The organism is Kordiimonas marina (assembly GCF_023006325.1).
GTDB lineage: Bacteria > Pseudomonadota > Alphaproteobacteria > Sphingomonadales > Kordiimonadaceae > Kordiimonas > Kordiimonas marina.
In genome coordinates this window covers 104,684-128,431 of the sequence record NZ_JAINDF010000004.1, presented here as the reverse complement: position 1 = coordinate 128,431, position 23,748 = coordinate 104,684, and the positions used below count along the sequence as shown (strand labels likewise).

The window sequence follows — 23,748 nt, the reverse complement described above, 5'->3', positions numbered from 1 at the left end:
GGGTGACGAAATCATAGTCGGTGTGTTTTGTGCAAACCCTCAGGCGCTTTCGTCCATGCTGAACAGCTCGGTATTGCCGCCGACTGCTGCGGTGTTGATGGTGAGCGTGCGTTCCGAGGCGAAGCGCAGCAGATAGTGCGGGCCGCCCGCCTTGGGGCCGGTGCCGGAAAGGCCTTCACCGCCGAACGGCTGCACACCAACGACCGCACCTATCATGTTGCGGTTGATATAGGTGTTGCCGATCCGGGTTTTTTCAAACAGTTCCTTCCAGCGGCCTTCCAGGCGCGAATGCACGCCGAAGGTCAGGCCATAGCCGGTGGCATGGATCTGGCGGACCACATCTTCCATGTCGGTCGATTTGAAGCGCACCACATGGAGGACCGGGCCGAACACTTCGCCGTCCAGCTGGTCGAGGCTGTTGAGTTCGAAAATATGCGGCGCGAGGAAGGTGCCGTTTTCGCATTCCTCTGACATCTCGGCCTTGGCGATCAGCTTGGCTTCCCGTTCCATGCGGGCGCAGTGCGCCGCCAGGCGGGCATGGGCCTCCTCATCGATGATCGGGCCGATATCGGTCGTCAGCTTGGCCGGATCACCGATCACGCGTTCCTTCAGGGCGCCCTTGAGCATCTCGATCACCTTATCGGCGACACTGTCCTGCACGAACATGACGCGGAGCGCGGAACAGCGCTGCCCGGCCGAACCGAAGGCGGACATGATGGCATCATCGGTGACCTGCTCCGGCAGGGCGGTGGAATCGACGATCATGGCGTTCTGGCCGCCGGTTTCGGCAATCAGCGGCACGATCGCCCCTTCACGGAGCGCGAGCGAGCGGTTGATCGCCTTGGCGGTTTCGGTGGAGCCGGTGAAGGCCACGCCGGAGATGCGTTCGTCCGCCACCAGCTTGGCGCCCACGCGCACACCATCGCCCAGCACGAGCTGAAGCACATCGACGGGCACGCCAGCCTGATGGAACAGGGTGACGGCGCGCCAGGCGATCAGCGGTGTCTGCTCCGCCGGTTTGGCGATAACGCTGTTACCAGCCGCCAGCCCGGCTGCAATCTGGCCGGTGAAGATAGCGAGCGGGAAGTTCCAGGGCGCAATGCTCAGGAACGTGCCACGGCCGCCGAGATAAAGCTCGTTTTTCTCGCCGGTCGGGCCGGGAAGGGCGATGGGCCCCGCGAACTGCTGTTCGGCTTGGGCTGCATAATAGCGGCAGAAATCCACGGCTTCGCGAACTTCGGCGATACAGTCGCCCAGCGTCTTGCCGGCTTCGCGGACCAGAATGTCGACAAGCGTGTCGCGGTCTGCCTCGAGCGCGTCGGCCATGGCACGCAGCACGGTCGCGCGGGCGGCACCACCAAGGGCATCCCAGCCTGGCTGCGCGGCCTGGGCACGTTCTGCGGCGAGGTCCAGGTCGGCTTCCTCAGCTTCGCGGACGGTACCGACAACCTTGCTGGTATCGGCCGGGTTGATGATGTTGACGGGATCGCCGCCGACTTCCTTGCCGGCAACGATGCTGGCGCCGGTGTAGCTGGTGTTCTTGCGGGCCTCAAGGGCGTCCAGAAGCGGTTGATACTGGTTGCGGTCCATAAGGTTACATCCTTTGGAATTCTTGCGGTCCGGGCCATAAATGGCTTCCGGTTTCGGGATCAGGGTATGGCGAAGCGCCGGGGCGGCGAGCACGGTGGTGACGGGGTCCCCCGCGACTTCCTCGACCGGTACATCGGCGTCCATGAAGCGGTTGACGAAGCTGGAGTTGGCGCCGTTCTCCAGAAGGCGGCGCACCAGATAAGGCAGCAGGTCCTCATGCAGGCCAACCGGCGCATAGGTACGGGTGCGGATCACACGGCCCATCACCTTGCTGACCGCTTTATAGAGCAGCGTGCCCATGCCGTGCAGCTTCTGGAACTCATAGCGCTTGTCCCCGGCCATCTCGACGATGGCGGCGATGGTGTGGGCGTTATGGGTTGCGAACTGCGGATAGATGGCATCCTGGGCGTCCAGCATCCGCGCGGCGGTATAGAGGTAAGAAATGTCGGTCGAGGCCTTGCGGGTATAGACCGGATAATCGCTGATCCCCATTTCCTGGGATTTCTTGATCTCGGTATCCCAGTAGGCGCCTTTGACGAGGCGGACGGCGAACTTGCGGCCATTGTCCCGCGCCAGGTGAACCAGCCAGTCGATCACATAAGGCGCGCGCTTCTGGTAGGCCTGCACGGCAAGCCCGAGGCCTTCCCAGCCAGCCAGGTCCGGGTCGGACGCCAGCTTTTCGAAAATACGCAGCGAGATTTCAAGCCGGTCGGCTTCCTCGGCATCGATGGTCATCTGGATGTCGTAAGACTTGGCTTTAAGCGCCAGCTCTTTCACCCAAGGCAGCATCTCAGCCATGACGCGGGCATCGTTGGCTTCGTCATAGCGCGGGTGAATGGCCGATAGTTTGATCGACACGCTGGAGCGGTCGTGCGGGTCGGCGCCATCGCCCTTCGTGGCGGTGCCAACCGCGTCGATCGACTTCATATAAAGCTCGAAATAGCGCTTTGCGGCATCCATGGTGCGCGCGCCTTCGCCGAGCATGTCGAAGCTCATCATCTTGTGTTCGGCGGGCTGCTTGGCCTGGCGGGCCAGGCCTTCGGTGATGGTGCGGCCAAATACGAACTGGCGGCCCATGATCTTCATCGCCTGCTGCACGGCTTTCCGGATCACCGGTTCGCCGGTGCGTGCCACCAGGCGGCCCATGAACTGGCCGGGGTTCTTGACGATGGATTTATCCAGCCGGATCACACCGCCTGTCAGCATCAGGGCCCAGGTGGAGGCGTTGACGAACAGGCTGTCCGACTGGCCCTTGTGCGAGGCCCAGTTGCCGGAATTGATCTTCTCGGCGATCAGCTTGTCCTGGGTTTCGGGGTCCGGCACGCGGAGAAGCGCCTCGGCGAGGCACATCAGCGCCACACCTTCCTGGTTCGACAGGCCGAATTCGGCCAGGAACGCATCGAGCGAGCCCTGGTCTTCCTTCATGGCGCGCGACTGGGCCACGATCGCGGCAGCTTTGGCCGCCACGTCCGCCCTGAGGGTGTCGTCCAACGGGAAATTGTCGATGAATCCGCGGACCGCGGTTTCTTCATCGGCGAGGAAATGGGCGCTCAGGGCGCTGAGTGCACTGGTCCGGTCTTTCGCCGGAAGTGGGGCAATGCGCAGTTTGGCCATCGGATGTCCCTCAACAAATAAATGGCGACGATTTTATTTTGTATCCAATTTTAATCTCCCTTAACCGCAAAAATCCCGGCTGAAAAGCAGAATCGTCATGCGCGCTGAAACCGCCGGAAATGCTGGTGTCTTTATAGCAAAATTCAGCGCCCTCCGCGCGGAAAAATAGCCTGACGCATCTGAAATTATCTGCGCCAAGCCGACTCCGTTTCGCGGGTAGGAAGCGTGTGGTTTTCCTCCCGCCCGTCGCTGTTCTGGTCACTGCGTGGAAAAATACGGTTGACTAATGTTATACTGTAATGCATTCATGAGTAGTGACGACGCAATTAGGGGGAGCGAATGATTTTCAGGAAAAGCATGTTTCTGGTTGGGGCTCTTGCTCTTGGACTTGCCGTACCAACCGCCCACGCAACGCCGAAACGTTTGCTGCCGTCAGAAAAAGGCGTTCCGGTGCAGTTCAAAGGCTACCGCCCAGGATCGCCAGTCAAGATCAACTATGCGGACTGGGATACTATCCTCCACGCCATTGTCATGGAGACGGGCAAGTCGGGCCGCGAGGCGGCTTTACCGCCCCGGCATTCGGTGGGCACGCGGGTTCAGTATGGCAACCAGAGCAGCCGCCGGTTGGAAGGCAACCGCGTCAACTTCGGCGAATTCAATAAGCCCGTGATCAGGATGATCCACGCCATCCGGCTTGACCTTGAAAAGGTGCCAAGCGGGGCCCCCTTGCGGCTGTGGTCCCGCAATGAGCAACTGGCTTATTGGCTGAACCTATACAATATCACCGTGGTGGATGAGATCGCGCACCGCTACCCGATCCGCTCCCTCAAGAAGCTTTATTACGGAACGTCGCGTACCCCGTCGCTTTGGGATCAGAAGATTTTGAAGGTCGCGGGCGTGCCGCTGTCGCTTCACGATATCGAGCACAAAATACTTATCCCTAAATTCCGCAATCCGCTTGTTATGTTCGGCTTGTTCCATGGGTTTGTCGGCAGCAGCAATATCCGTGCGAAGGCTTATACGGCGGACAATGTCTATGACCTCTTGAAGGAAAATGCCCAGGAATTCATCCAGTCCAACCGCGGCATGGAAATCAGGGGGGATACCCTCAAGGTGGCGGTGCTCTTCAAGGCGTATCCGGACCTGTTCCCGGACTTTAACAAGGATATGAAGCAGCTTCTGGCTTACTACTGCGCGCCTGAAAACCGGGGCCGTGTGTTGGCGGCCCATTCGGTCCGGGCGTCTACCAGGGATTTTTATATCGCGGATGTCTATGGCGGGGTGAAATATGCCAGCGATGCTTCGGTCGGCAACGTGGCCGCGCTGATGAGCGCCTTTGTCGCGCCGAAATCCGGCAGCACACAGCCGATGGTGGCTGGAGATATCGGGACCGACCTGGCAACCCAGAACGGGACCTTCGGCTACAGTATGCAAGGCTCCCGCCTGCCGATACAAGCCCGCGAATATCTGCTTAAAATCCGGAAGAAGAACAAGGAACGCAAGGGGACTGTGGACATCCAGGAAGTTGGCAGCGGCGACCGCGTTCAAAAGACAGATGAAGGGTCTGATGGCTCTTGATAGCTACTCGTGACAGCGGGGGAGTGGCTTCGCTATTGAATTCGATCCCTCTTTAGCGGAACCAGTTGGCGGCAGGAGAGCACTCTCCTGCCGCTTTCCATCTTTTGGGCTTAGGCCAGTTTGGTCAGCAGGTCCTTGGTATAGGGCGCCATATCGGCGAAGGCTTCGGCCTTGACCTTCTTGACCCAGTCCGGGTTGGCGATCAGCGCCCGGCCGACGGCGACAAGGTCGAACTCGCCCGCTTCCATGCGGCGGATGAGCTCATCAATGTCCGCGGGTTTGCCTTCGGAGAATTCGGCCTGGCCTGCCTCGGTGAAGGCGGTGTCGATGCCGACGGAGCCGACGGTGATGGTCGGCTTACCGGTCAATTTCTTGGTCCAGCCCGCGAGGTTGAGGTCGCTGTCCTCGAACTCCGGCTCCCAGAAACGGCGGGTCGAGCAGTGGAACACATCGACGCCCGCTTCGCTGAGCGGCGTGAGGAATTGTTCCAGCTCCGCCGGGTTTTTCGCCAGCTTGACGGTATAGTCCTGTTGTTTCCACTGGGACCAGCGCAGGATGACCGGGAAATCGTCAGAAACCTCAGCGCGGATCGCCTTGATGATTTCGGCTGCGAAGCGGGTGCGGGCCACCAGCGAGCCACCCCATTTGTCGGTGCGCTCATTGAGGCCTTCCCAGAAGAACTGGTCAATCAGATAGCCGTGCGCACCGTGGATCTCAACCGCGTCGAAGCCGATGCGTTCGCTGTCTGCCGCGGCCTTGGCGAAGGCGGCGATGACGTCAGCGATGTCCTCCTCGGTCATCTCATGGCAGCGCTTCTTGCCGGGCATCACCAGGCCGGACGGGCCATAGCCGGGGACCTCCGGGTCGGGCTCAACGCCCGCGCGGCGCGTGGAGCCCACGTGCCACAGTTGCGGCGCGATCTTGCCGCCTTCCTTATGCACGGCGTCAACCACGCGCTTCCATCCGGCGAGGGCTTCATCGCCATAGATGAAGGGCACGTTGGGGTAGCCGTTCGCGGCCTTGTGGCCGACGCAGGTGCCTTCGGTGATGATGAGGCCGACACCACCCGCGGCGCGCTTGCGGTAATATTCCACATTCAGGTCATTGGGCACATTGCCGGGGGAGAAGCCCCGGGTCATCGGTGCCATGACGATGCGGTTTTCCAGATGCAGGCTTTTCACATCGAACGGCTGGAACAGGCTCTTTACACTCATTTAGGGGTATCCTTAACGCTCGGGTTTGCGGACTTATGTGGGGCGGGGGAGGCCGCCTGGTTTCGCTTGGAGGTAATAGGTAGGGCCTGATGATGAGGGGTCAAGGGGCGAGCCGCAGATGAGAGCGGCTGTTCAAAAGCTTGTCATCCATCTTGCCGCTTCCCGCGTAGAAGCTTATGACTGAACATCAGACATCCAAGTGGGGAGATCGGAAATGGGACTTAAATCAGTGTTGACCGCCGTGGTGATGGTCGCGGCCTCAATTGGCATTTCATCCGCCGCGTCGGCCGCGGGCGAGAAAACCGCCTATGATTTCAACTTGGTCTCGATCGACCGCAAGCCGCTGCCGATGAAAAGCTTCGAGGGCAAGGCCGTGCTGATCGTCAACACCGCCTCCTATTGCGGCTATACCCCGCAGTTCAAGGGGCTCGAGGCCCTGTGGCGCGCCTACCGCGACAAGGGGCTTGTCGTTCTTGGCATCCCCGCCAATGACTTTGGCGACCAGGAGCCGGGCTCCGAGAAGAACATCAAGAATTTCTGCAAGGTGAACTTCCAGGTCGATTTCCCGATGACCAAGAAGATGATCGTCGACGGCAAGGAAGGCACGGCGGACATTTATAACTGGCTGGCGTCCAAGCTGGGGGAAGACAGCCGTCCCAAGTGGAACTTCTATAAATATCTGGTCGACCGTCAAGGCAACCCGGTGGCCTATTTCCCGAGCAAGGTAACGCCTGAAAGCCCGGAACTCCTCGCCGCCATCGACAAGGCGCTGAAGGACTAACGCACCCTCTCAATTTCGTCACCCTCCGGCTTGACCGGAGGGTCCAGGAACACCGTGCCCATATCTAGATTCGCCGGTCGAGCCGGCGAATGACGAAATGGAGGGTTAGCTGACCGTGTGGCTGCCCGCGCCCCCGTAAAGCGCGTTATTGAGCTCATCCATCGCGGCATCCAGCTCCGTCCCGAGCTTTGAGGGCGGGTTGAAGACGATAAGGCCACTGCCGAGCATGCGGTGGCCTTCAATCGTTTCGGGCGCCATGAATTCGCTGACCATCTTGTCACACCGGATGGCACGCAGGCCCGCCAGCATCTCTTCATGCCGCGCATCCTTCAGGATCGGGTACCAGAGCGCGAAGATACCGCTGTCCCAGCGCCTCAGCGCCTTGGCCATCTTGGGCACGATCTCGGCATATTCGCTTTTGATCTCATAGGACGGGTCGATGAGCACGAGCCCGCGTCTGACACTCGGCGGCACCATGGCGATCATGCCGTTCATGGCGTCCTGGCGGTAAATCTCCACCCGGTCCTTCTTGAAGGCTTCCTTGAGCTTGACCAGTTCACCGGGGTGCAGCTCGCTCAGCACCATACGGTCACCTGCGCGCATCATCTCCCGCGCGATCGCGGGCGAGCCGGGGTAGGCCGTGGCGCCATATTTCGCCCGGAACGTCTCCATCAGCTTCAGATAGCGGCTGAGCGCGGAGGTGTAGGTGCTGCCCAAAGCGATGGCCTTGATGCCATGCTTATATTCGCCGGTCTTGTTGGCTTCGCGGCTCGCGAGGTCATAGACCCCGCGGCCCGCGTGGGTGTCGAAATAGACATAAGGCTTCGGCCGCGCGTTCAAGGCCTCCAGCATCAGCAGGAGGCCGATATGCTTGTGAACGTCGGCAAAACTGCCGGCATGGTAGATATGCTGATAGCTGAACATCTATTTCCTTCAGGCGCCCCAAAACAGGCAGCCAAAAAATCAGGCTGTCAGGAAACCGGTGACGATTTCCTTGAAACTGCGGCTTTCGTCGGTGAGCGCTTCTACGGTCACTGGCACCCGTTCGGCAATCAGTTTCTTCGCGCCCATGAATTCGGCGACCCGGCCGACGCAGTCTGCGGCGATCATCACCCCGTCCTTGAGGTAGAAGAAAGCGACCGAGCGCGCCGCCGCGTCCCCGCGCGTGACCAGCGTATCATAGCCCTGGGAGAGGCCCGCGATCTGCAGCTTCATGCCATACTGGTCTGACCAGAACCACGGCAGCGTGTCATAGACCACGTCCTCGCCCAGCATATTCTCGACCGCCACCTTGGCCTGGTCGACCGCGTTCTGGACCGATTCCAGCCGCATGTCGCGGCCATAAAGCGCATTATGGTGCCAGGTCACGTCGCCGACCGCATAGATCGCCGGGTCGGTCGTGCGGCAATGGTCATCGACGACGATGCCCATGGGGTGCACATCCAGCTCGGCCGCGGCGGCGAGGTCGGCGTTGGCGACAAGCCCGATACCCGCGACCACCATGTCGGCCTCATAGCGGCCGCCGTCCTCGGTCAGCACGGCGGCGACATGGCCGTCCTTGCCCTCGATTTCGGTGACCATCTGGTGCGTGAGGACTGTCACGCCCTCGGCTTCATGGATGGCCTGATAGCAGGCGGAAACTTCGGGGGCGACCACGCGGCTCAAGATGCGGTCGGCGGCTTCCAGCACGGTCACCTTCTTGCCCATCTTGCGGGCAACCGCGGCTGTTTCCAGCCCGATATAGCCGCCGCCGATGACCACCAGCTTTTCGGCCTTCAGGAATTCGGCGCGCATGGCGTCGGTGTCGGCCATGGTGCGGACATAATGCAGGCCCTTCAGGTCATGGCCGGGGCAGGTCAGGCGGCGGGCGTGGCCGCCGGTCGCGAGGATGAGATAGTCGTAAGGCAGAACCTCGCCGTCGCCGAGTTCAAGCTGCTTGGCCGCCCGGTCGATCCGCGTCGCCCGAAGGCCCAGCTTCAGCGTCACACCTGCGTTCTCATAAGCCACTTGCCTCAGGATCGGCAGACGCTCTGCCGCCAGGTCGCCGGAAAGATAGGCTTTCGAAAGCGGCGGGCGCTGGTAGGGCAGTACCGGCTCATCGCTTATGAGCGTCACATCGCCTTCAAACTTGTTCTGCCTCAGGCTGGTGACAGCCTGCGCCGCGGCGTGGCCGCCGCCGACGATGACGATATGGGTCATAACTCAAATCCTTTAAGCGGCAGGTGCGCCGGGCGCCTCAGCCAATTGTCGGCCGGATAATGCGCCCGGGCGTCAATGGTATGCAAGGTAAAGGCATGGCGGGACTTGTCCGAGCGGTTGGCGGCACTCAGGTGCGGGAACTGCCCGCCGAAGATCAGCACCGTGCCCTTGGGTGCGGGCAGGGGGACTTTCCTGTCCTCCTCGAACGGGGTGTCATCCAGCGTGTCATGCCAGGTGTGGGTGCCGGTGTCGGCGCGGCGGAAGGCTTCGCGCAGGGGGCCGGTCTTATGACCTCCCGGAATGCCCCACAGGCAGCCGTTTTCCTCTGTGGCGTCCTCGATCGCCACCCAGAAGCCGAGGCAGCTTTCCGGCTCGGTACGCAGATAGGTGCCGTCCTGATGGCAGAGCACCTCACCGCCGATTTTCGGCTGCTTGAAAATATACATGGACTGTAAAAGTAGCGCGTCCTCATGCCCTAACCCCTGGGCGGCCAGCCGGAAGGCGTCCTGCCGGGTGAAGGCGCTGAAGGTGGGGTCGGTGTCATGCATGGCGTGGCCGACCTTGTTGATCGCCAGATGCTTGGGCACGGTCAGTTCGCCTGCCTCATCGAAGGCTTCCTCTTCGAAGAAGAAGCGGGTCTCATGCCCGGATTCGAGGAAATAGCGGTCCTGGTCATGCGCCTGGCTCGTCGAGGAAAAGACCGAGCGGTGCTCCTCCGGGTCGAAGGCCTCGACCATCTCATCCATGCGCGCCCGTAAACGGTCACAGTCCTCGGGGGTGATCAGGCCATCCAGTACCAGCACGCCGTCCCGGTCGAAAGCCTCACGCATCGCGTCCGTGATGCCGGTAAAGTCGCGCGCGTCAAAACGGGGTATCATATCCTTTAAATCCTCGGGGCCCGCCCGCCGATTAGACCCATGTCTGACGGAGGTTGATTTAGGCCGACCCTTCATGGAAATGAACGAAGCATAGGCCCAAAGGTGCGTCAAGCCTTGCCGGGAGAAGGCGGGTAGGGTACGCCATAGGAAAGCGTATGTGGGGAGGACAAGCATGAGCCAGTTCGAGTTGATTACCGTAGGGGCCGTGGGGCTCTTGCTTCTGCTCGTTCTGTGGCTGGTTGCCCAGGTGCGCAAGCTTTCCGCCAACTTAGAGGGCGGCGATGACCAGAGCCAGCTGATCCGAATCGAAACCCGTCTGCATGACATGGCCGATGCCGCCGCGCGCCGGGAACAGGCCACCCGCACCGAACTTGGCCAGCAGTTCCGGGATAACCGGGAGGAAGTCTCCAAGGCGATCGCGGCGCTTGCTGAACAGATGCGCAAGCTCGGCATGGCGCAGGCCGAGGACCAGACCAAATTCCGCGACAAGCTCGATGAGAAGATGAAGGAACTGCGGGAGGAGAACAGCCGCAAACTCGATGAGATGCGCAAAACGGTTGATGAAAAGCTCCAGACCACGCTGGAAAAACGCCTGAGCGAAAGCTTCAAGGCGGTGTCCGAACGGCTTGAGGCCGTGCAGCGGGGCCTTGGCGAAATGCAGTCGCTCGCCACCGGTGTCGGTGACCTCAAGCGCGTGCTCACCAACGTTAAATCCCGCGGCACCTTCGGCGAAGTGCAGCTTGGCCTGTTGATTGAGGATTTCCTCACCCAGGACCAATATGTCGCCAACTATGACTGCGGCAAAAGCTCCGGCGGGGAGCGGGTCGAATTCGGCATCCGCGTGCCCGGCACGGAGCGGGATGTCTTCCTGCCGGTGGACGCCAAATTCCCCACCGAGGATTATGAGCGGCTTCTGGGGGCTGTGGAGATCGGTGACAAGGTGGGCATCGAGGACGCGGGCAAGGGGCTCGAACGCTCCGTGCGCAAGTTCGCCAAGGACATCAACACCAAATATATCAACCCGCCGCACACCACCGACTGGGCGATCCTGTTCCTGCCGACCGAGGGGCTTTATGCCGAAGTGCTGCGCCGCCCCGGCCTTTTCGAAAGCCTGCAGCGGGACCTGAAGGTCACGGTGGCGGGGCCGACCAACTTCCAGGTGCTGCTCAGCACCTTCCGCATGGGCTTCCGCCAGATGGCGCTCGAAGAACGTGCGGGTGAGGTGTGGGATGTGCTCGGCGCGGTCAAGCGCGAGTTTGAAAAGTTCGGCGGCGATGTCGACAAGATCGCCAAACAGCTCCACACCGCGCTCCACCAGACCGATGAGATCCAGAAGCGCAAGCGCGTCATGCTCAAGGCGCTCAAGAATGTCGAAGCCGTCGAAGCCGAAAACGCTGCCCCCATGCTGTTCGGGGACGAGGACGCTTAATTAGGTTATTTTGTCGCTTTACCTATGCGCCATATGGTCACCTCATTCTTGAGGCGGTTTACTAGTAGAGTCACGTCTGCTCCTGGGAAATAATAGGCATCGTGTAAATGAGACATTGTTGACGGGCTTTTCTCCGATTTACCCAAACGCTTTTCAAATTTTCTAAGATCCCATGGGTACCCCATATAGACTGTGCTAATTACCCATTTCTGGCGCTTGTTTTGTAGGACTATTGAAGCCCTACTTTTGCCTCCCCCTACTAGCCTGAGTTTTGTTTTGGCGTGCATTTCGGGGATGTGTGCAGCCCTAGAATTACCCTTGGCACCCCATCTTGGGTAAAAGTCGACAGTTGCATTATATCTAGCTGATGGTAGGGGGCTGCTGGCCTTGGCCGTATCAAGAACTGCTGTAGTAACTCTGCCTGTTAGTGTAACTCTCTGATCATAACCTACGTATGTATCGTTAGGCTTTTGTCCAGCCAAGTCGACGGAGGCCATCACTTGAATTGGTGTGGGTGCATCCGTAGTGATAATAAATTTTACCCTATGGTCGTCTAGTGCTCTTGCTTCCACTTGAATTGAGGGGGAGTGCGCCTTCGCCTTTGTGCTTGGTATTAGGGCCAAAAAGGCTGTTGAAAGTAGTATTACGATACGCAGCATGTAGTGCTTCCCCCTATTTTTCTAATCAGCGCGAGGCTTTATATTCTCTTATATATAGAATATTACTCTAAAAAAGAGTGATTGCGTAAGGTGTCATATGAATCAGTTCCAACTCCACTCCTCAGTTTGAAAAAGTCCCTATAAAAAGTGGTGGAGGAAGAGTTTCCCCGCATCCCTTTGACTGAAATCAAACCGGGTATTTTTCGCGGCTGTTATACTCCTGCCATATTCAAGGATTAGGAGTATCCATATGAGCCATGTACCGCACGAGCTTCGGGAAGAGTTTCCGGAATTCACCGACAAAATCGCAGCCCTCAAGGCAGGCGATGAAGATTTTCATCAGATGTCGGATGAGTATCACACGATCAACCGGGAAATTCACCGGATGGAAACGGGCCTTGAAGGCGCGTCGGATGTGGCTGAAGAGGAACTCCGCAAGAAGCGCATGGTCCTCAAGGATGCCATCTATGCCAAGCTGAAGGACGCCTAAGCGCGCTCGCCCTTCAGCCTATTATGGCAGGGTCCTTGGGACAGATGCCAAAAAAATAGGGGGAGTCCTCAATGAGGCTCCCCCTGTTCAGTATGCTGGGTGGGGTGGAAATAATACATGCAATAAGTGTATAATATAAACTCATGATGTCAAGGAGATGATAATGCCCTATACGTCCGACGCCCCGGAACGCGGGCGCGACTTTCCGGATCTCAGCAGCCTTCGGGGTGCAGAGGACGGTGTTGCCCGGCTCGCGCGGGCCTATGAAAACGCGCGCATGAGCCTCATTGCCATGGAGGATGGCCAGCCGCGCTCACGCCGCTTTTCGCAGGCCGAGCTCAGGACCACGCTCCATGCGCTCAGCCTGCAGATTTCCTGCCGGCTCGGAAACTGATGCCCGCGGGCCTTATGGGCCCGTGCTTGTGATAGTGCCAGTCGGGCCGTGCCCGTTCAGACGGGGCAAGCCCGGACTGTGACAGCAATGTGACCGCTTTTGCGACGAAGCGTGCAAAAAGCGGGACGGGGGTTCTTGAAGCCCTCCGACACCCTCCCTACATTAGGTCTGTAGCCACGAAAGAGAGCCGCATAAGTGGCCAGGCTACGAAACGACAGCAAAAACGACATAAGCCATCCGACAGCAATAATGATGGCGATGAAAGCGAGGATAAAAGCCATGTTTACCGACCTTCTTACCAAGACCGATTCTGGTCCTTCTCAATTCAGGCCTGTACGGGCAACACGTGCTTGGCGTCGCCGCCGCCGTGTCGAACGTCTGGCCCGCGTTTCGGTCGCCATCTGCTGACCGGACCGTGTGTAAAGTTTGAACCCGCTGTTGCCCTGGCTCCAGGTTCTGTGCGTCTAGGCATAAGGTAATAGCGAGTTCCGGTCGGGCCGGGGTGCGGATCATACCCCTGACCCTAGCCCCAAGAGCCCATCCTGGCCCGACCACCCCTGATTATTACGAACTCTGTCCCGAGTATCGGAACTTTCCTCCCGACCCCCAAGTGGGAGGGATCTGCGTTCCACTCCTAACCTACCTACCCAAGCACTTGGCGCCGCCTTTTTCCCGAGGTGGCGCCACTTTCCTTTTCAGGGCATTTCTGGATACGCGCGGGCTCGTCGCTTGCCGCCATGTGCGCGGCTGTGTTTAATGGCGGGGACAACAGCCGGTCCGGCTGGGGCAACAGGAAAAGGATGCGATGAAACAAGAGGCGACACTGTTTTCGGTGGCGGGGATGGACCTCCGCGCGGGGCCTGACTGGGCGGCGGAAGCGAGCCTGATGGCGGAAGTCTCCGGCCCCGTGTGCGGGGTGGATGAGGTCGGGCGCGGCCCGCTTGCCGGCCCGGTGGTTGCCGCCGCGGTGGTGCTGAACCCCGAGCGCGTGCCCGAAGGCCTCAATGACAGCAAGAAGCTCACGGAGAAAAAACGGGAGCGTCTCTATGACCTTATCCATGAAAATGCCCTCGCCGTGATGATCGCCGAAGCCAGCGTCGAGGAGATCGATAGAATCAATATTCTGGAGGCCTCCATGCTGGCGATGCGCCGCGCGGTCGAGGGGTTAGCCCTCAAACCCGCAGGGGCCCTCGTGGACGGCAACCGCTCGCCCGGCCTTAACATGCCGACGCGGACGCTGATCAAGGGCGATGCCCGCTCCCTTTCCATCGCCGCTGCCAGCATCGTCGCAAAAGTTTTTCGTGATCGGTTGATGAAAAATCTCGCCGAAGAGCACCCCGCGTACGGATGGGAGCAAAACGCAGGATATGGTGTGCCCAAACATCTGGCTGCACTAAAGCTGGTGGGTGTGACGCCGCATCACCGCCGATCTTTTGCCCCGATTCGGCAGATTCTGAGTGAAGAATAGCTTACAACTGATTGATTCAGCTTAAAGAATCACTTGACCTCGAGTCGCCTTCGACTCATACTCCAGCCCATGGTTCGCCGGGAAAAACACCAAAATCAGACCTGAAAACAGGTCATTTCCGGCAGAATGGGACGGAGAATTTTATGGCTTTTGCACAGAGTGCGGCGCGCGGCGCCGACACCCGTGAGGCGCTGCCTCTTAATCAGATTTTGCAGGGGGACTGCATTGAGCGGATGAACGCATTGCCGGCCGGGTCGGTCGACGTGATCTTCGCGGACCCGCCCTATAATATGCAGCTCAAGGACAATCTGCACCGGCCCGACCATAGTAAGGTCGACGGCGTGCATGACGCCTGGGATAAATTCTCCAGCTTCGCGGCCTATGACGAGTTCACTTACCGCTGGCTCGCCGCCGCCAAGCGCGTGCTCAAGGACACCGGCACCATCTGGGTGATCGGCTCCTACCACAATATTTTCCGCGTCGGTGCGGCGATCCAGAACCTGGATTACTGGATCCTCAACGACGTGATCTGGCGCAAGTCGAACCCGATGCCCAACTTCCGCGGCACCCGTTTCACCAACGCGCACGAGACGCTCATCTGGGCTGCCAAGTCGGCGGACAAGGGCGGCTATACCTTCAACTATGATGCCATGAAGGCCATGAACGACGACACGCAGATGCGCTCGGACTGGACGCTGCCGATCTGCTCGGGCGGCGAACGCCTCAAGAATGGCGACAAGAAAGCCCACGCGACGCAGAAGCCGGAATCGCTGCTGTACCGTGTGCTGATGGCCTCGACCAAGCCGGGCGACGTTGTTCTTGATCCCTTCTTCGGCACCGGCACCACCGGCGCTGTCGCCAAGAAGCTCGGCCGCAACTTCATCGGTATCGAGCGTGAAGACGCTTACATCGAGGTCGCGACCAAGCGCCTCGATGCCATCGAAACGCTGGATGAAAATGCGCTTGAATTCACCAAGGGCAAGCGCGCCCAGCCGCGCGTTCCGTTCGGCACGCTGGTTGAACGCGGCCTCATCCAGGCCGGTGACACGCTTTATGACACCAAGCGCCGCTTCGCCGCCCGCGTCCGCACCGACGGCACGCTGGTGATCGATGACACCAAGGGCTCGATCCACCAGGTTGGTGCCCGCGTCCAGGGCGCCCCGGCCTGCAACGGCTGGACCTTCTGGCACGTGGAACGCAAAGGCGAGCTGATGTCGATCGACGACCTGCGCCAGCAGGTGATCGCAGAAATGCACTAGAGGTTACCTCCGAAAGCATGGGATGCCCGTCCTGTGCTTTTGTTAAGGCGCTCTCCTGCCCAGGAGGGCGCCTGTTTTTTGGTACCCTCCCGAAGCTGTGAGCATTTGTGACGGCGACACCTGACGCCCGGTCCGCTATGGTGCCCACGGTGGGTTCCGGATCAGGAGTATTGAGATGACCAAACTGTTTGCTGCCTTTACGCTCGTTCTTGGGCTTGTTGCCGGCCCGGCTTTCGCCGCTGATGCCAGCCTCAGCCTCGATATGCACAATATGCACACGCCCGCGCCGGGGCTGATGACCGGGGGGCAACCTTCGAAAGCCGACCTCGAGAAACTGAAGGCAGCCGGCTATAAGGTGATCGTCAACCTGCGCCTGCCGACCGAGGTCACCAAGACGGAAGACCCAGCCAAGGCGGACCAATATAATTTCCCTGAAGCGAACGATGCGCTATCGCTCGGCTTCCAATATATCAACCTGCCGGTCAAAGGCGCCGCGGGGATTTCGGAAGAAAATGCCCGCACGCTCGATGCCATACTGAAGGCGGCGAAAGGCCCTGTGCTGGTGCATTGCAGCAGTGGCAACCGGGCAGGTGGCCTGATTGCCCTGCGTGCCTTTTATGTCCTGCATCAAAGTAAGGACGCAGCGCTTGCCGCTGGCCGTCAGGCGGGCCTGACCCAGCTTGAGCCATTGGTCAAAGCAACGCTGGACCACGCACGGTAAGGGCTCCTCCCCGGTTTGAAAAGCTGGGCGGTCCCGGCCGGGGCCGTCACGCTTCCTTCCCAAGCTGTTATGGTGAAATTGCACCAAAAGGTGTATTTTGCAGTCTGGTGTCGTGACCGGCACGGCATGAGGAGGAGGGAGCTATCATGATAGTCCGGACCCTGACCTTTGTTTTTCTTCTGATCTGGCTGCCTATCGGTGCCGCTTATGCGGGCGGGGCTGAAACCGGTTTTGACATGAAGAACCGGCATGAACCCTTGTCGGGCGTGATGACCGGCGGCAAACCCACCAAAGAAGACCTGATGAAGCTGAAGGCGGAAGGCTATACCACCGTCATCAACCTTATGATGCCGAACGAAGTCATCCCCACGGTCAACAAGGCGGATGATGAAAAATATAACTTCCCCGAAGGCGATTATGTCGCCTCGCTCGGCCTTCATTATGTCTCCATCCCGGTCAAGGTGCCGGACGGGCTGACGGAAGCGAATGCCCGCCTGGTCGATGAGGCTCTGAAGGCGGCAAAAGGCCCGGTGCTCCTCCATTGCAGCAGCGGCGGCCGTGCCGGTGCGATGCTGGCCCTGAGGGCCTTCTATGTGGATGGCGCAAAACCGGATGAGGCCTTGGCGCTTGGGCGCAAGGGTGGTGTCAGCATACTGGAGCCGGATGTGAAAGCGATCCTGGGGATCAAGGACGAATAAGTATCCGTTCAGCCCTTCGCCGCAAGGCTGGCCATCTTCTTGAAGACGGTGGGCAGGCCGACGTCCTGAAGCGCCTCCAAGGGGTGCCAGAAGCCATTCTCAATATTGTAGCGCTGGCTGGCTTTCGCGGCCACCAACCGTGTTTCCAGGTGGAAATGGGTGAAGGTATGCTTGGCCGTGCCGTCGACCGGCTTCCAGTAATCGTCACTGGGCTTATGGTCGAGCCATTCCGGCTTGGCCGGGAAATCGGCGCGTTCGGTCCAGGGGGTGGAAAAAAGCCCCGGCATGCCACCGAGAAGCCCCTTGGGCGCGCGCCGTTCCAGAAGCACATGTCCGTCATGAATGAGCCAGAAGGCGACGGTGCGCCGGGTCGGCTTTTCCTTCTTCGGCGCCTTCATCGGGAAACGCTCGGCATCGCCGGCGGCGCGGGCCGCACAGGCCTTGACCCATGGGCACAGGAGGCATTTGGGCTTCTTCGGTGTGCAGACCGTCGCCCCCAGGTCCATCATCGCCTGGGCGAAATCGCCTGGGCGCTTGGTCGGCGTGATCGCGGCGGTCAGGGCTTTTATACTTTTCTTCGCGCCCGGCAGTTCTTCTTCCAGACGGTTCAGGCGGCTGATCACCCGCTCGACATTTCCGTCGACCACGGCGGCGGCTTCACCGAAGGCGATGGCGGCGATGGCGGCGGCGGTATAGTCGCCGACACCGGGCAGGGCACGCAGGCCAGCTTCATTGTCCGGGAAGCGGCCGCCATGATCCGTGACTACGGCGTTCGCGCATTTGTGCAGGTTCCGGGCCCGGGCGTAATAGCCAAGCCCCGCCCATTCCTTGAGGACATCGTCAAGCGGGGCGGCGGCAAGGGCATCCACCGTTGGCCACAGCGCCATGAAGCGGGCGAAATAATCCTTCACCGTGGCAACAGTGGTTTGCTGCAGCATCACCTCGGAAAGCCACACGGCATAGGGGTCAGACGCACGGCCGGGCTCGGCGCGCCAGGGCAGGCGGCGCCGGTTGCTGTCGTACCAGTCGAGGAGCTCTGTTGCGCGGTCTGTCATCACTATAACTTGAGGGCTTGAAAGGTTAGGGCGTTTGTCCTTGTGCCCGCGGAGGGCGTTTGATAGCACTGACCATAATCCAAGCGACAAATAGAGCAAGCCTTATGGCTGGACCAGCGCGCAAATCAGATCGCCGTTTTAAAGTTGCCCCGGCTTCCGAGGTGGCTGGACGTTTGCTTGCGGGCACCATGCGCAAGCGTGGCTTCGTTCAGGCCGAGGTGGTGACACGCTGGGCGGATATCGTCGGGCAGGAGCTGGCGATGAGCACGGTGCCGGTGAAGCTGGTTTTTCCGCGTGGCGAACGCATGGGCGCGACCCTCGTGGTCAGGACAGAGTCGGCCTTCGCGCCGCTTCTGACCCACAAGGCACCGCACATCATTGAAAAGACCAACAGTTTTTTCGGTTATGGCGCGGTAGCCAAGATGACCGTGGTTCAGGGGCCTCTGCCGCACAAAACCGTCTATCAGCAGCTTGAAAAGACACCGCTCAAGCCTGCCGATAAAGGCAAGCTGGAGGCGTTAACCGGCACGGGAGAGTTGAGCCCGCTCCGGCAAGCGGTTAAAAGTCTTGGCGAATATGTCCTTGGCAGAAACAAGAAGGACTGATGCGTAACGCCGTTGCGCATCTTGTAGATTGGGGAGAACGGGTATGACCCACCTGAAGCGGCTTGCGGCCGCTCTATGTATGGCCGTAGTGCCGATGTTTGGCTTCAGCGCGGCCCATGCGGCAGATAAGGCGGCAGATAAGGCGGCGCCAGCCGCAACCGTAGGCCTGCGCGGCGATATTGTGTACGGCAAGAAAGACGCACCGCTTGTGCTTATCGAGTATGGCTCCCTGACCTGCCCGCATTGCGGCCATTTCGCCAACGACGTTTTCCCCACGATCAAGAAAGACTATATCGACACCGGCAAGGTGAAATATATCTTCCGCAATTTCATCCTCGACCGGTTCGACCTTGCCGCGGCGGAAGCGTCGCGCTGCACGTCGGATCCGGAAAAGACCAAGACCATGATCGCCACTTTCTATAAAACCCAGAAAGACTGGATCATGGCTGAGAACCAGTATGAGGCGATTGCCGCCATTGCCGCCAAGTCGGGCGTCAGCAAGCAGGATTTCGCCAAGTGCCTGACCAGCGACGACCTGGGCAAATATCTGCTGGATATGCGCACCGAAGGCGCCAAGAAATACAAGATCCGCGGCGTGCCGATGCTGATTCTCAACGGTAAGGAGATCAAGGAGCATGATCTGGCCGGGGTGAAGAAACACCTCGATAGCGGCCAATAGGCTGTCAGGTATCCGGCTCAGCCCTCGGGCATGTAAAAATGACTCGCTCATGGCGAGTTTGCGATGTAAACACAATATCTGGTAGGTGAGGATATGACTGCACACAAGAAATTCGGTTTTGGGATGCGCGCGCTTGGCATGATGGCCGGTGTTCTCATGCTTGCGGCTTGCGGTAACGGCAAGTCCGGTGACGGTGCTGCGAAGACGGACGGTTTCCCGCCCGCAGCCAAAACCCAGATCGAGGTTCCGGCTGATGTTGCCAAAAGTGGCACCTGGGGTGATGTGGTCTATGGCGATGCGAACGCGCCGGTCGAGATCATCGAATATGCCTCCATCACCTGCCCGCACTGCGCGCAGTTTTATCGGGATGAATTTCCGGAGCTGAAGAAAGAATTTATCGACACCGGCAAGGTGAAGTTCATCTTCCGGAACTTCCTTCTGAACCGGCTTGACCTGGCGGCCTCGACTGTCGCGCGCTGCGGCGACATGGATACCACAAAGAAGCTGATGCAGATCCTGTATGAGCGCCAGGCTCAGTGGGAAGGGTCGAAAACGCCTGAGGACGAACTGGCCGCCATCGCGCGCCGGGTCGGCATCAGCCGCACCGAGTTCGACCGGTGTCTCGAGAACACCAAAATGCATGAGCATCTGACCAAGATGAGCACCATTGCGCAGAAACAGTATCAGGTTAAAGGCACGCCGACGCTGTTTGTGAATGGTATCAGGATCGAAGGCCACGGTATGGACGCGATCAAGAAAGCAATTGCCGACGCCAAGTAGCGTCAATTCCGGGAAAGCGGTTTGCCGGGGGGCGGACCGCTTTCTGTCTGTAACAGAGGGGGAGTAGGGCGGCCATGCGGTTTTCGCGTCTCAGGCTGTCAGGGTTTAAATCCTTTGCCGACCCGACCGAGCTTCATATCGAGCGCGGTCTGACGGGGGTCGTCGGCCCGAATGGCTGTGGCAAATCCAACCTTCTCGAAGCGCTTAGGTGGGTGATGGGTGAAAACCGCGCCAAGTCCCTGCGTGGTGCCGGTATGGAAGACGTGATCTTCGGGGGCACCGACCGGCGTTCGCCCCGCAACCTCGCCGAAGTGACGCTGGTAATTGACAACCACATGCGTGTGGCCCCTGCCGATTATAACGAAGAAGATTTCATCGAGGTTACCCGCCGGATCGAGCGGGATTCAGGCTCGGCCTACCGGATCAACGGCAAGGACGTGCGCCAGAAGGATGTGCAGCTCCTGTTTGCGGACGCGGCCACCGGCGCGCATTCGCCCGCGCTCGTCAGCCAAGGCCGCATCGGCAACCTCATCAACGCCAAGCCGGAGGACCGGCGCGCGATCCTTGAGGAAGCCGCGGGGATTTCCGGCCTGCACACGCGCCGGAAGGAAGCTGAAAGCCGCCTCAAGGGCGCTGAGGGCAACCTGGTGCGCGTGCAGGATGTCATCCAGGCGATGGAGGCGCAGATATCTAGCCTCAAGCGTCAGGCCAAGCAGGCTGTGCGCTACCGCAGTATTTCGGGCGATATCCGCCAGGCCGAAGCCAGCCTGATGTATCTCAAATGGAAAATGTCGGCCGAGGAAGTCATCCAGCTTGAAAGCAAGCTCCGCGAGGCCGAGGTGCAGGCGGGCGAAGTGACCGGCAAGGTCACGGAGCTTTCCGCGGCACAGGCCGAACTGGCGGCCAAGCTGCCGCCGCTCAGGGAAGCGGACGCCGAAGCCGCTGCCCGGCTCCAGCGCCTGACCATCGAACGGGAAAACCTGGATGCCGAGGCCGAACGCCGCAAGGCGGCGGCAGCGACCCTCCGGGCAACGCTGGAACAGATCGCCAGTGACCGCGCGCGCGAACAGGAAATCTCCGCCGACGCTCGCGCCGCGCTCGACCGCCTGAACGGCGAGAAAAAGCGCCTGGAAGCCGCGCGTGACGCCGAAAAGGATGCCGAGACCGCCGCCCGCGAAGCGCTTGATGGCAGCCAGAAAGCGGCAGGCGGGGCTGAGGCCGACTATGACAAGATGAGCGAACAGGCCGCCCAGGCCCGGGCGCGCCGCTCCAGCCTTGAAAGCGACAAGCTGGCGATTGCCCGCCGGGTCGAACAATTGGGGGCCGAACAGGTCCGCATCCAGGGCGATATCGATGCCATGGCGGCGGAAGACGCGGTCATTGCCGCTTTGAAGGCGGCCGAGAAGGAGGTCGCCGACGGGGAAGACCGGCTCGCCAAGGCCACTGAAGCCTTGCAGGAAGCCGAAGCCGCCACCCAGGACGCGCGCACCCGCCGCAATGATGCCGATGCTGTCCGGTCTGAGCAGGAGGGCGCGGCCAAAACCTTGGCGGGTGAGGTGGCGAGCCTCGCGAAACTTCTTGAAGCCGATACCGGCAAGGCCGAAAGCCCGGTTGCAGACCGGCTCAAGGCTAAGCCGGGATATGAGCGTGCGGTCGGTGCTGCGCTCGGCGGGGAAGCCGAAGCCGGAACAGGCGATGGCGCCGCCCGCTACTGGGCCGACCTTCCGGCGCTTGAGCCCGCTTCCTGGCCGGACGGTGTCGAAAGCCTTGAAGGCTATGTTGAGGCGCCGGGCGTGCTGGCGCGCCGGTTCGGCTATGTCGGCCTTGTGGGCGAGGGCGCTGATGGCGCGGCGCTCCAGAAAATGCTCAAGCCCGGCCAGCGGCTGGTGTCCCGTGATGGCGGCTTCTGGGCGTGGGACGGTTATGTCGAAAAAGCCGGGGCGCCGGGGGCGGCTGCCGTCAGGCTCGAACAGAAGAACCGGCTGGCGGCGCTTAAGAAGCAGCACGCCAAGGCGGTTGAAGCGTCCGACGCCGCGGCTGAGGTTGCGCGCACAGCCCACGACGCGCACCAGAAAATGCGCGAGGCCGAGCAGGCGGTCCGCCAGCTCCGGCAGGAAGCCGAACGGGCCCTTGGGGATGCCCGCCGTGCGCTTGTCGCGGCCGAACAGGAAGCCAGCCGCCGGGCGACCCGGGCCAACATGCTCAAGGAAACGCTGACCCGGCTGAAGATGGAAGAGGGCGAAAGTCAGGAACGGCTGGATGCCATCGACGCCAAGATCGCCGAGCTGCCGGAAACCACCGCGCTTGAAGAGGACCTCAAGACCCGCCGGGCCGAGGTTGAGCGGCTGAGGGGTGAGCTGAGCCATGCCCGCGCGGCTTATGACAGCCTGCGCCGCGAAGCCCAGGCCCGCACCGACCGGCTGACGGCGATCGCGACCGAATCAGGCGCCTGGACCGTCCGGGTTACTGGGGCGGATAAGCAGCTCAAGGCGCTTGATGAGCGGGAAGACGACACCAAGAAACAGCTCGCCGCGGCAGAAGCCAGCCCGGAGGAGCATGAAAAACGCCTTCAGGCGCTTCTGGACCAGCTGTCCGTGGCGGACGCGGCCAGGACAGCTTCCAGCGAAGCTTTGCGCACCGCCGAAGCGGCGCTCGCTGAAAAAGACCAGGCCTTCCGGGCCATCCAGGAGGTCCAGGCCGAAGCGCGCGAACGCCAGATCCGGGCCGAAGCCTCGGTCGAGAATGCGCTGACACGCCGCAAGGACATCGCGCTCCAGATCGGGGAGCGCTTCGAATGCGCGCCCACCCAGCTGATGGAAAAGGTCGGCATCGAAAGCGCCGACAAGCTGCCGGACACCTCGGTGCTTGAGGTTCAGCTCGAAAGATTGAAGCGGGAGCGGGAGCGCCTGGGCGCCGTGAACCTGCGCGCCGATGAGGAACTGACCGAGATCGAGGAGCAGCTCAACCACCTGACCGGTGAGCGCGCGGACCTGGAGACCGCCATCGCCCGGCTCAGGCAGGCGATCGCCGGCCTCAACAAGGAGGGGCGCGAACGCCTGCTGTCGGCGTTCGATGTGGTCAACCAGCATTTCGGGGACCTGTTCAAAACCCTGTTCGGTGGCGGCACCGCGCATCTGGAGCTGACCGAATCCGACGATCCGCTCAATGCCGGGCTGGAAATCTTCGCGAGCCCGCCGGGCAAGAAGATGCAGGCGCTGTCGCTCTTGTCCGGGGGCGAGCAGGCGCTGACGGCGCTGTCGCTCATCTTCGCGGTCTTCATCACCAACCCGGCGCCCATCTGCGTGCTCGACGAGGTGGACGCGCCGCTTGATGACGCCAACGTCGAGCGTTTCTGCAACCTGCTTGAGGAAATGATCGACCGTACGGACACCCGTTTCCTGATCGTGACCCACAATGCCGTGACCATGTCGCGCATGAACAGATTGTTCGGTGTGACCATGGCGGAACGCGGAATCTCCACCCTCGTTTCGGTGGACTTGGAGCGTGCCGAGGAACTGCGCGACGCGGGCTAGGGTTTTTCTTCTTATTTTACCATTAAAAACAATAGCTTAATCTTTTGTCCGCAAGGCTTGACACCTGAGGGGGCAATCACTATGTTGCAGGCGCCTTTTGGCAGCACTTCTAATTGTTCGGGAG

At 60.5% G+C, this 23,748-nt stretch carries 20 protein-coding genes; 13 read left to right on the top strand and 7 right to left on the bottom strand.

Annotation, left to right across the window (positions count from 1 at the left end):
* Nucleotides 1–39: 39 nt before the first annotated feature.
* A complete protein-coding gene (gene putA, locus K6118_RS10010) occupies nucleotides 40–3,204 on the bottom strand; it encodes a bifunctional proline dehydrogenase/L-glutamate gamma-semialdehyde dehydrogenase PutA (protein WP_247120212.1) in 3,165 nt (1,054 codons plus the stop codon).
* Nucleotides 3,205–3,543: 339 nt separating this feature from the next.
* Between putA and K6118_RS10005 the strand changes: the two genes are divergently transcribed.
* Nucleotides 3,544–4,782 carry a DUF547 domain-containing protein gene (locus K6118_RS10005; protein WP_247120211.1) on the top strand — a complete coding sequence of 413 codons (1,239 nt, stop codon included), beginning with the start codon at nucleotides 3,544–3,546 and terminating at the stop codon, nucleotides 4,780–4,782.
* 110 nt (nucleotides 4,783–4,892) lie between these two features.
* On the opposite strand, the gene K6118_RS10000 is transcribed toward K6118_RS10005, so the two are convergent.
* Nucleotides 4,893–5,996, bottom strand: a complete 1,104-nt coding sequence (locus K6118_RS10000; protein WP_247120210.1) for an NADH:flavin oxidoreductase — start codon at nucleotides 5,994–5,996, stop codon at nucleotides 4,893–4,895.
* A 214-nt stretch (nucleotides 5,997–6,210) separates the two neighbouring features.
* On the opposite strand from K6118_RS10000, the gene K6118_RS09995 reads away from it, so the two are divergent.
* Complete coding sequence (locus K6118_RS09995; protein ID WP_247120209.1) at nucleotides 6,211–6,777, top strand: glutathione peroxidase; 567 nt, start codon at nucleotides 6,211–6,213, stop codon at nucleotides 6,775–6,777.
* Nucleotides 6,778–6,882: 105 nt separating this feature from the next.
* Here K6118_RS09995 and K6118_RS09990 read toward each other — a convergent pair whose 3' ends face one another.
* Genes K6118_RS09990 through K6118_RS09980 form a run of 3 tightly spaced genes read right to left on the bottom strand, consistent with a single transcriptional unit; the run spans nucleotide 6,883 to nucleotide 9,854 of the window.
* The gene (locus K6118_RS09990) at nucleotides 6,883–7,701 is read right to left on the bottom strand and encodes a 23S rRNA (adenine(2030)-N(6))-methyltransferase RlmJ (RefSeq protein WP_247120208.1); all 819 of its coding nucleotides are present in this window, start codon (nucleotides 7,699–7,701) and stop codon (nucleotides 6,883–6,885) included.
* A 39-nt stretch (nucleotides 7,702–7,740) separates the two neighbouring features.
* The gene (locus tag K6118_RS09985; protein WP_247120207.1) at nucleotides 7,741–8,976 is read right to left on the bottom strand and encodes an NAD(P)/FAD-dependent oxidoreductase; all 1,236 of its coding nucleotides are present in this window, start codon (nucleotides 8,974–8,976) and stop codon (nucleotides 7,741–7,743) included.
* Nucleotides 8,973–9,854 carry a phytanoyl-CoA dioxygenase family protein gene (locus tag K6118_RS09980; protein ID WP_247120206.1) on the bottom strand — a complete coding sequence of 294 codons (882 nt, stop codon included), beginning with the start codon at nucleotides 9,852–9,854 and terminating at the stop codon, nucleotides 8,973–8,975. The genes K6118_RS09985 and K6118_RS09980 overlap by 4 nt, the downstream gene beginning before the upstream one ends.
* 172 nt (nucleotides 9,855–10,026) lie before the next feature.
* On the opposite strand from K6118_RS09980, the gene K6118_RS09975 reads away from it, so the two are divergent.
* Nucleotides 10,027–11,283 (top strand): DNA recombination protein RmuC, encoded by a 1,257-nt coding sequence (locus K6118_RS09975; RefSeq protein WP_247120205.1) that lies wholly within the window; start codon nucleotides 10,027–10,029, stop codon nucleotides 11,281–11,283.
* A 5-nt stretch (nucleotides 11,284–11,288) separates the two neighbouring features.
* Here K6118_RS09975 and K6118_RS09970 read toward each other — a convergent pair whose 3' ends face one another.
* On the bottom strand, nucleotides 11,289–11,942 hold the full coding sequence (locus tag K6118_RS09970) for a hypothetical protein (RefSeq protein WP_247120204.1): 654 nt from the start codon (nucleotides 11,940–11,942) through the stop codon (nucleotides 11,289–11,291).
* 250 nt (nucleotides 11,943–12,192) lie between these two features.
* Between K6118_RS09970 and K6118_RS09965 the strand changes: the two genes are divergently transcribed.
* The 6 genes from K6118_RS09965 (at nucleotide 12,193) to K6118_RS09940 (ending at nucleotide 16,972) form a co-directional block, all read left to right on the top strand.
* A complete protein-coding gene (locus tag K6118_RS09965) occupies nucleotides 12,193–12,432 on the top strand; it encodes an HP1242/YdcH family protein (protein WP_247120203.1) in 240 nt (79 codons plus the stop codon).
* A 163-nt stretch (nucleotides 12,433–12,595) separates the two neighbouring features.
* Nucleotides 12,596–12,826: a hypothetical protein gene (locus K6118_RS09960; RefSeq protein WP_247120202.1), complete on the top strand. Its 231-nt coding sequence runs from the start codon at nucleotides 12,596–12,598 to the stop codon at nucleotides 12,824–12,826.
* Nucleotides 12,827–13,631: 805 nt separating this feature from the next.
* Nucleotides 13,632–14,294, top strand: a complete 663-nt coding sequence (locus K6118_RS09955) for a ribonuclease HII (RefSeq protein WP_247120201.1) — start codon at nucleotides 13,632–13,634, stop codon at nucleotides 14,292–14,294.
* 143 nt (nucleotides 14,295–14,437) lie between these two features.
* A complete protein-coding gene (locus tag K6118_RS09950; RefSeq protein WP_281500741.1) occupies nucleotides 14,438–15,553 on the top strand; it encodes a site-specific DNA-methyltransferase in 1,116 nt (371 codons plus the stop codon).
* Nucleotides 15,554–15,728: 175 nt separating this feature from the next.
* Nucleotides 15,729–16,274, top strand: a complete 546-nt coding sequence (locus tag K6118_RS09945) for a protein tyrosine phosphatase family protein (RefSeq protein ID WP_247120200.1) — start codon at nucleotides 15,729–15,731, stop codon at nucleotides 16,272–16,274.
* 146 nt (nucleotides 16,275–16,420) lie between these two features.
* A complete protein-coding gene (locus K6118_RS09940; protein WP_247120199.1) occupies nucleotides 16,421–16,972 on the top strand; it encodes a protein tyrosine phosphatase family protein in 552 nt (183 codons plus the stop codon).
* Nucleotides 16,973–16,980: 8 nt separating this feature from the next.
* Here the strand turns inward: K6118_RS09940 and mutY are convergent, their stop codons facing one another.
* A complete protein-coding gene (gene mutY / locus K6118_RS09935; protein ID WP_247120198.1) occupies nucleotides 16,981–18,027 on the bottom strand; it encodes an A/G-specific adenine glycosylase in 1,047 nt (348 codons plus the stop codon).
* A 161-nt stretch (nucleotides 18,028–18,188) separates the two neighbouring features.
* On the opposite strand from mutY, the gene K6118_RS09930 reads away from it, so the two are divergent.
* From K6118_RS09930 to smc, 4 genes are all read left to right on the top strand, one after another.
* Entirely contained in the window at nucleotides 18,189–18,632 is a 444-nt protein-coding gene (locus K6118_RS09930) for a DUF721 domain-containing protein (RefSeq protein ID WP_247120197.1), read from the top strand.
* Nucleotides 18,633–18,675: 43 nt separating this feature from the next.
* Nucleotides 18,676–19,311, top strand: a complete 636-nt coding sequence (locus K6118_RS09925) for a thioredoxin domain-containing protein (protein ID WP_247120196.1) — start codon at nucleotides 18,676–18,678, stop codon at nucleotides 19,309–19,311.
* 93 nt (nucleotides 19,312–19,404) lie between these two features.
* Nucleotides 19,405–20,091: a DsbA family protein gene (locus tag K6118_RS09920; RefSeq protein ID WP_247120195.1), complete on the top strand. Its 687-nt coding sequence runs from the start codon at nucleotides 19,405–19,407 to the stop codon at nucleotides 20,089–20,091.
* Nucleotides 20,092–20,165: 74 nt separating this feature from the next.
* Nucleotides 20,166–23,624 carry a chromosome segregation protein SMC gene (gene smc, locus K6118_RS09915; RefSeq protein ID WP_247120194.1) on the top strand — a complete coding sequence of 1,153 codons (3,459 nt, stop codon included), beginning with the start codon at nucleotides 20,166–20,168 and terminating at the stop codon, nucleotides 23,622–23,624.
* Nucleotides 23,625–23,748 lie beyond the last annotated feature (124 nt).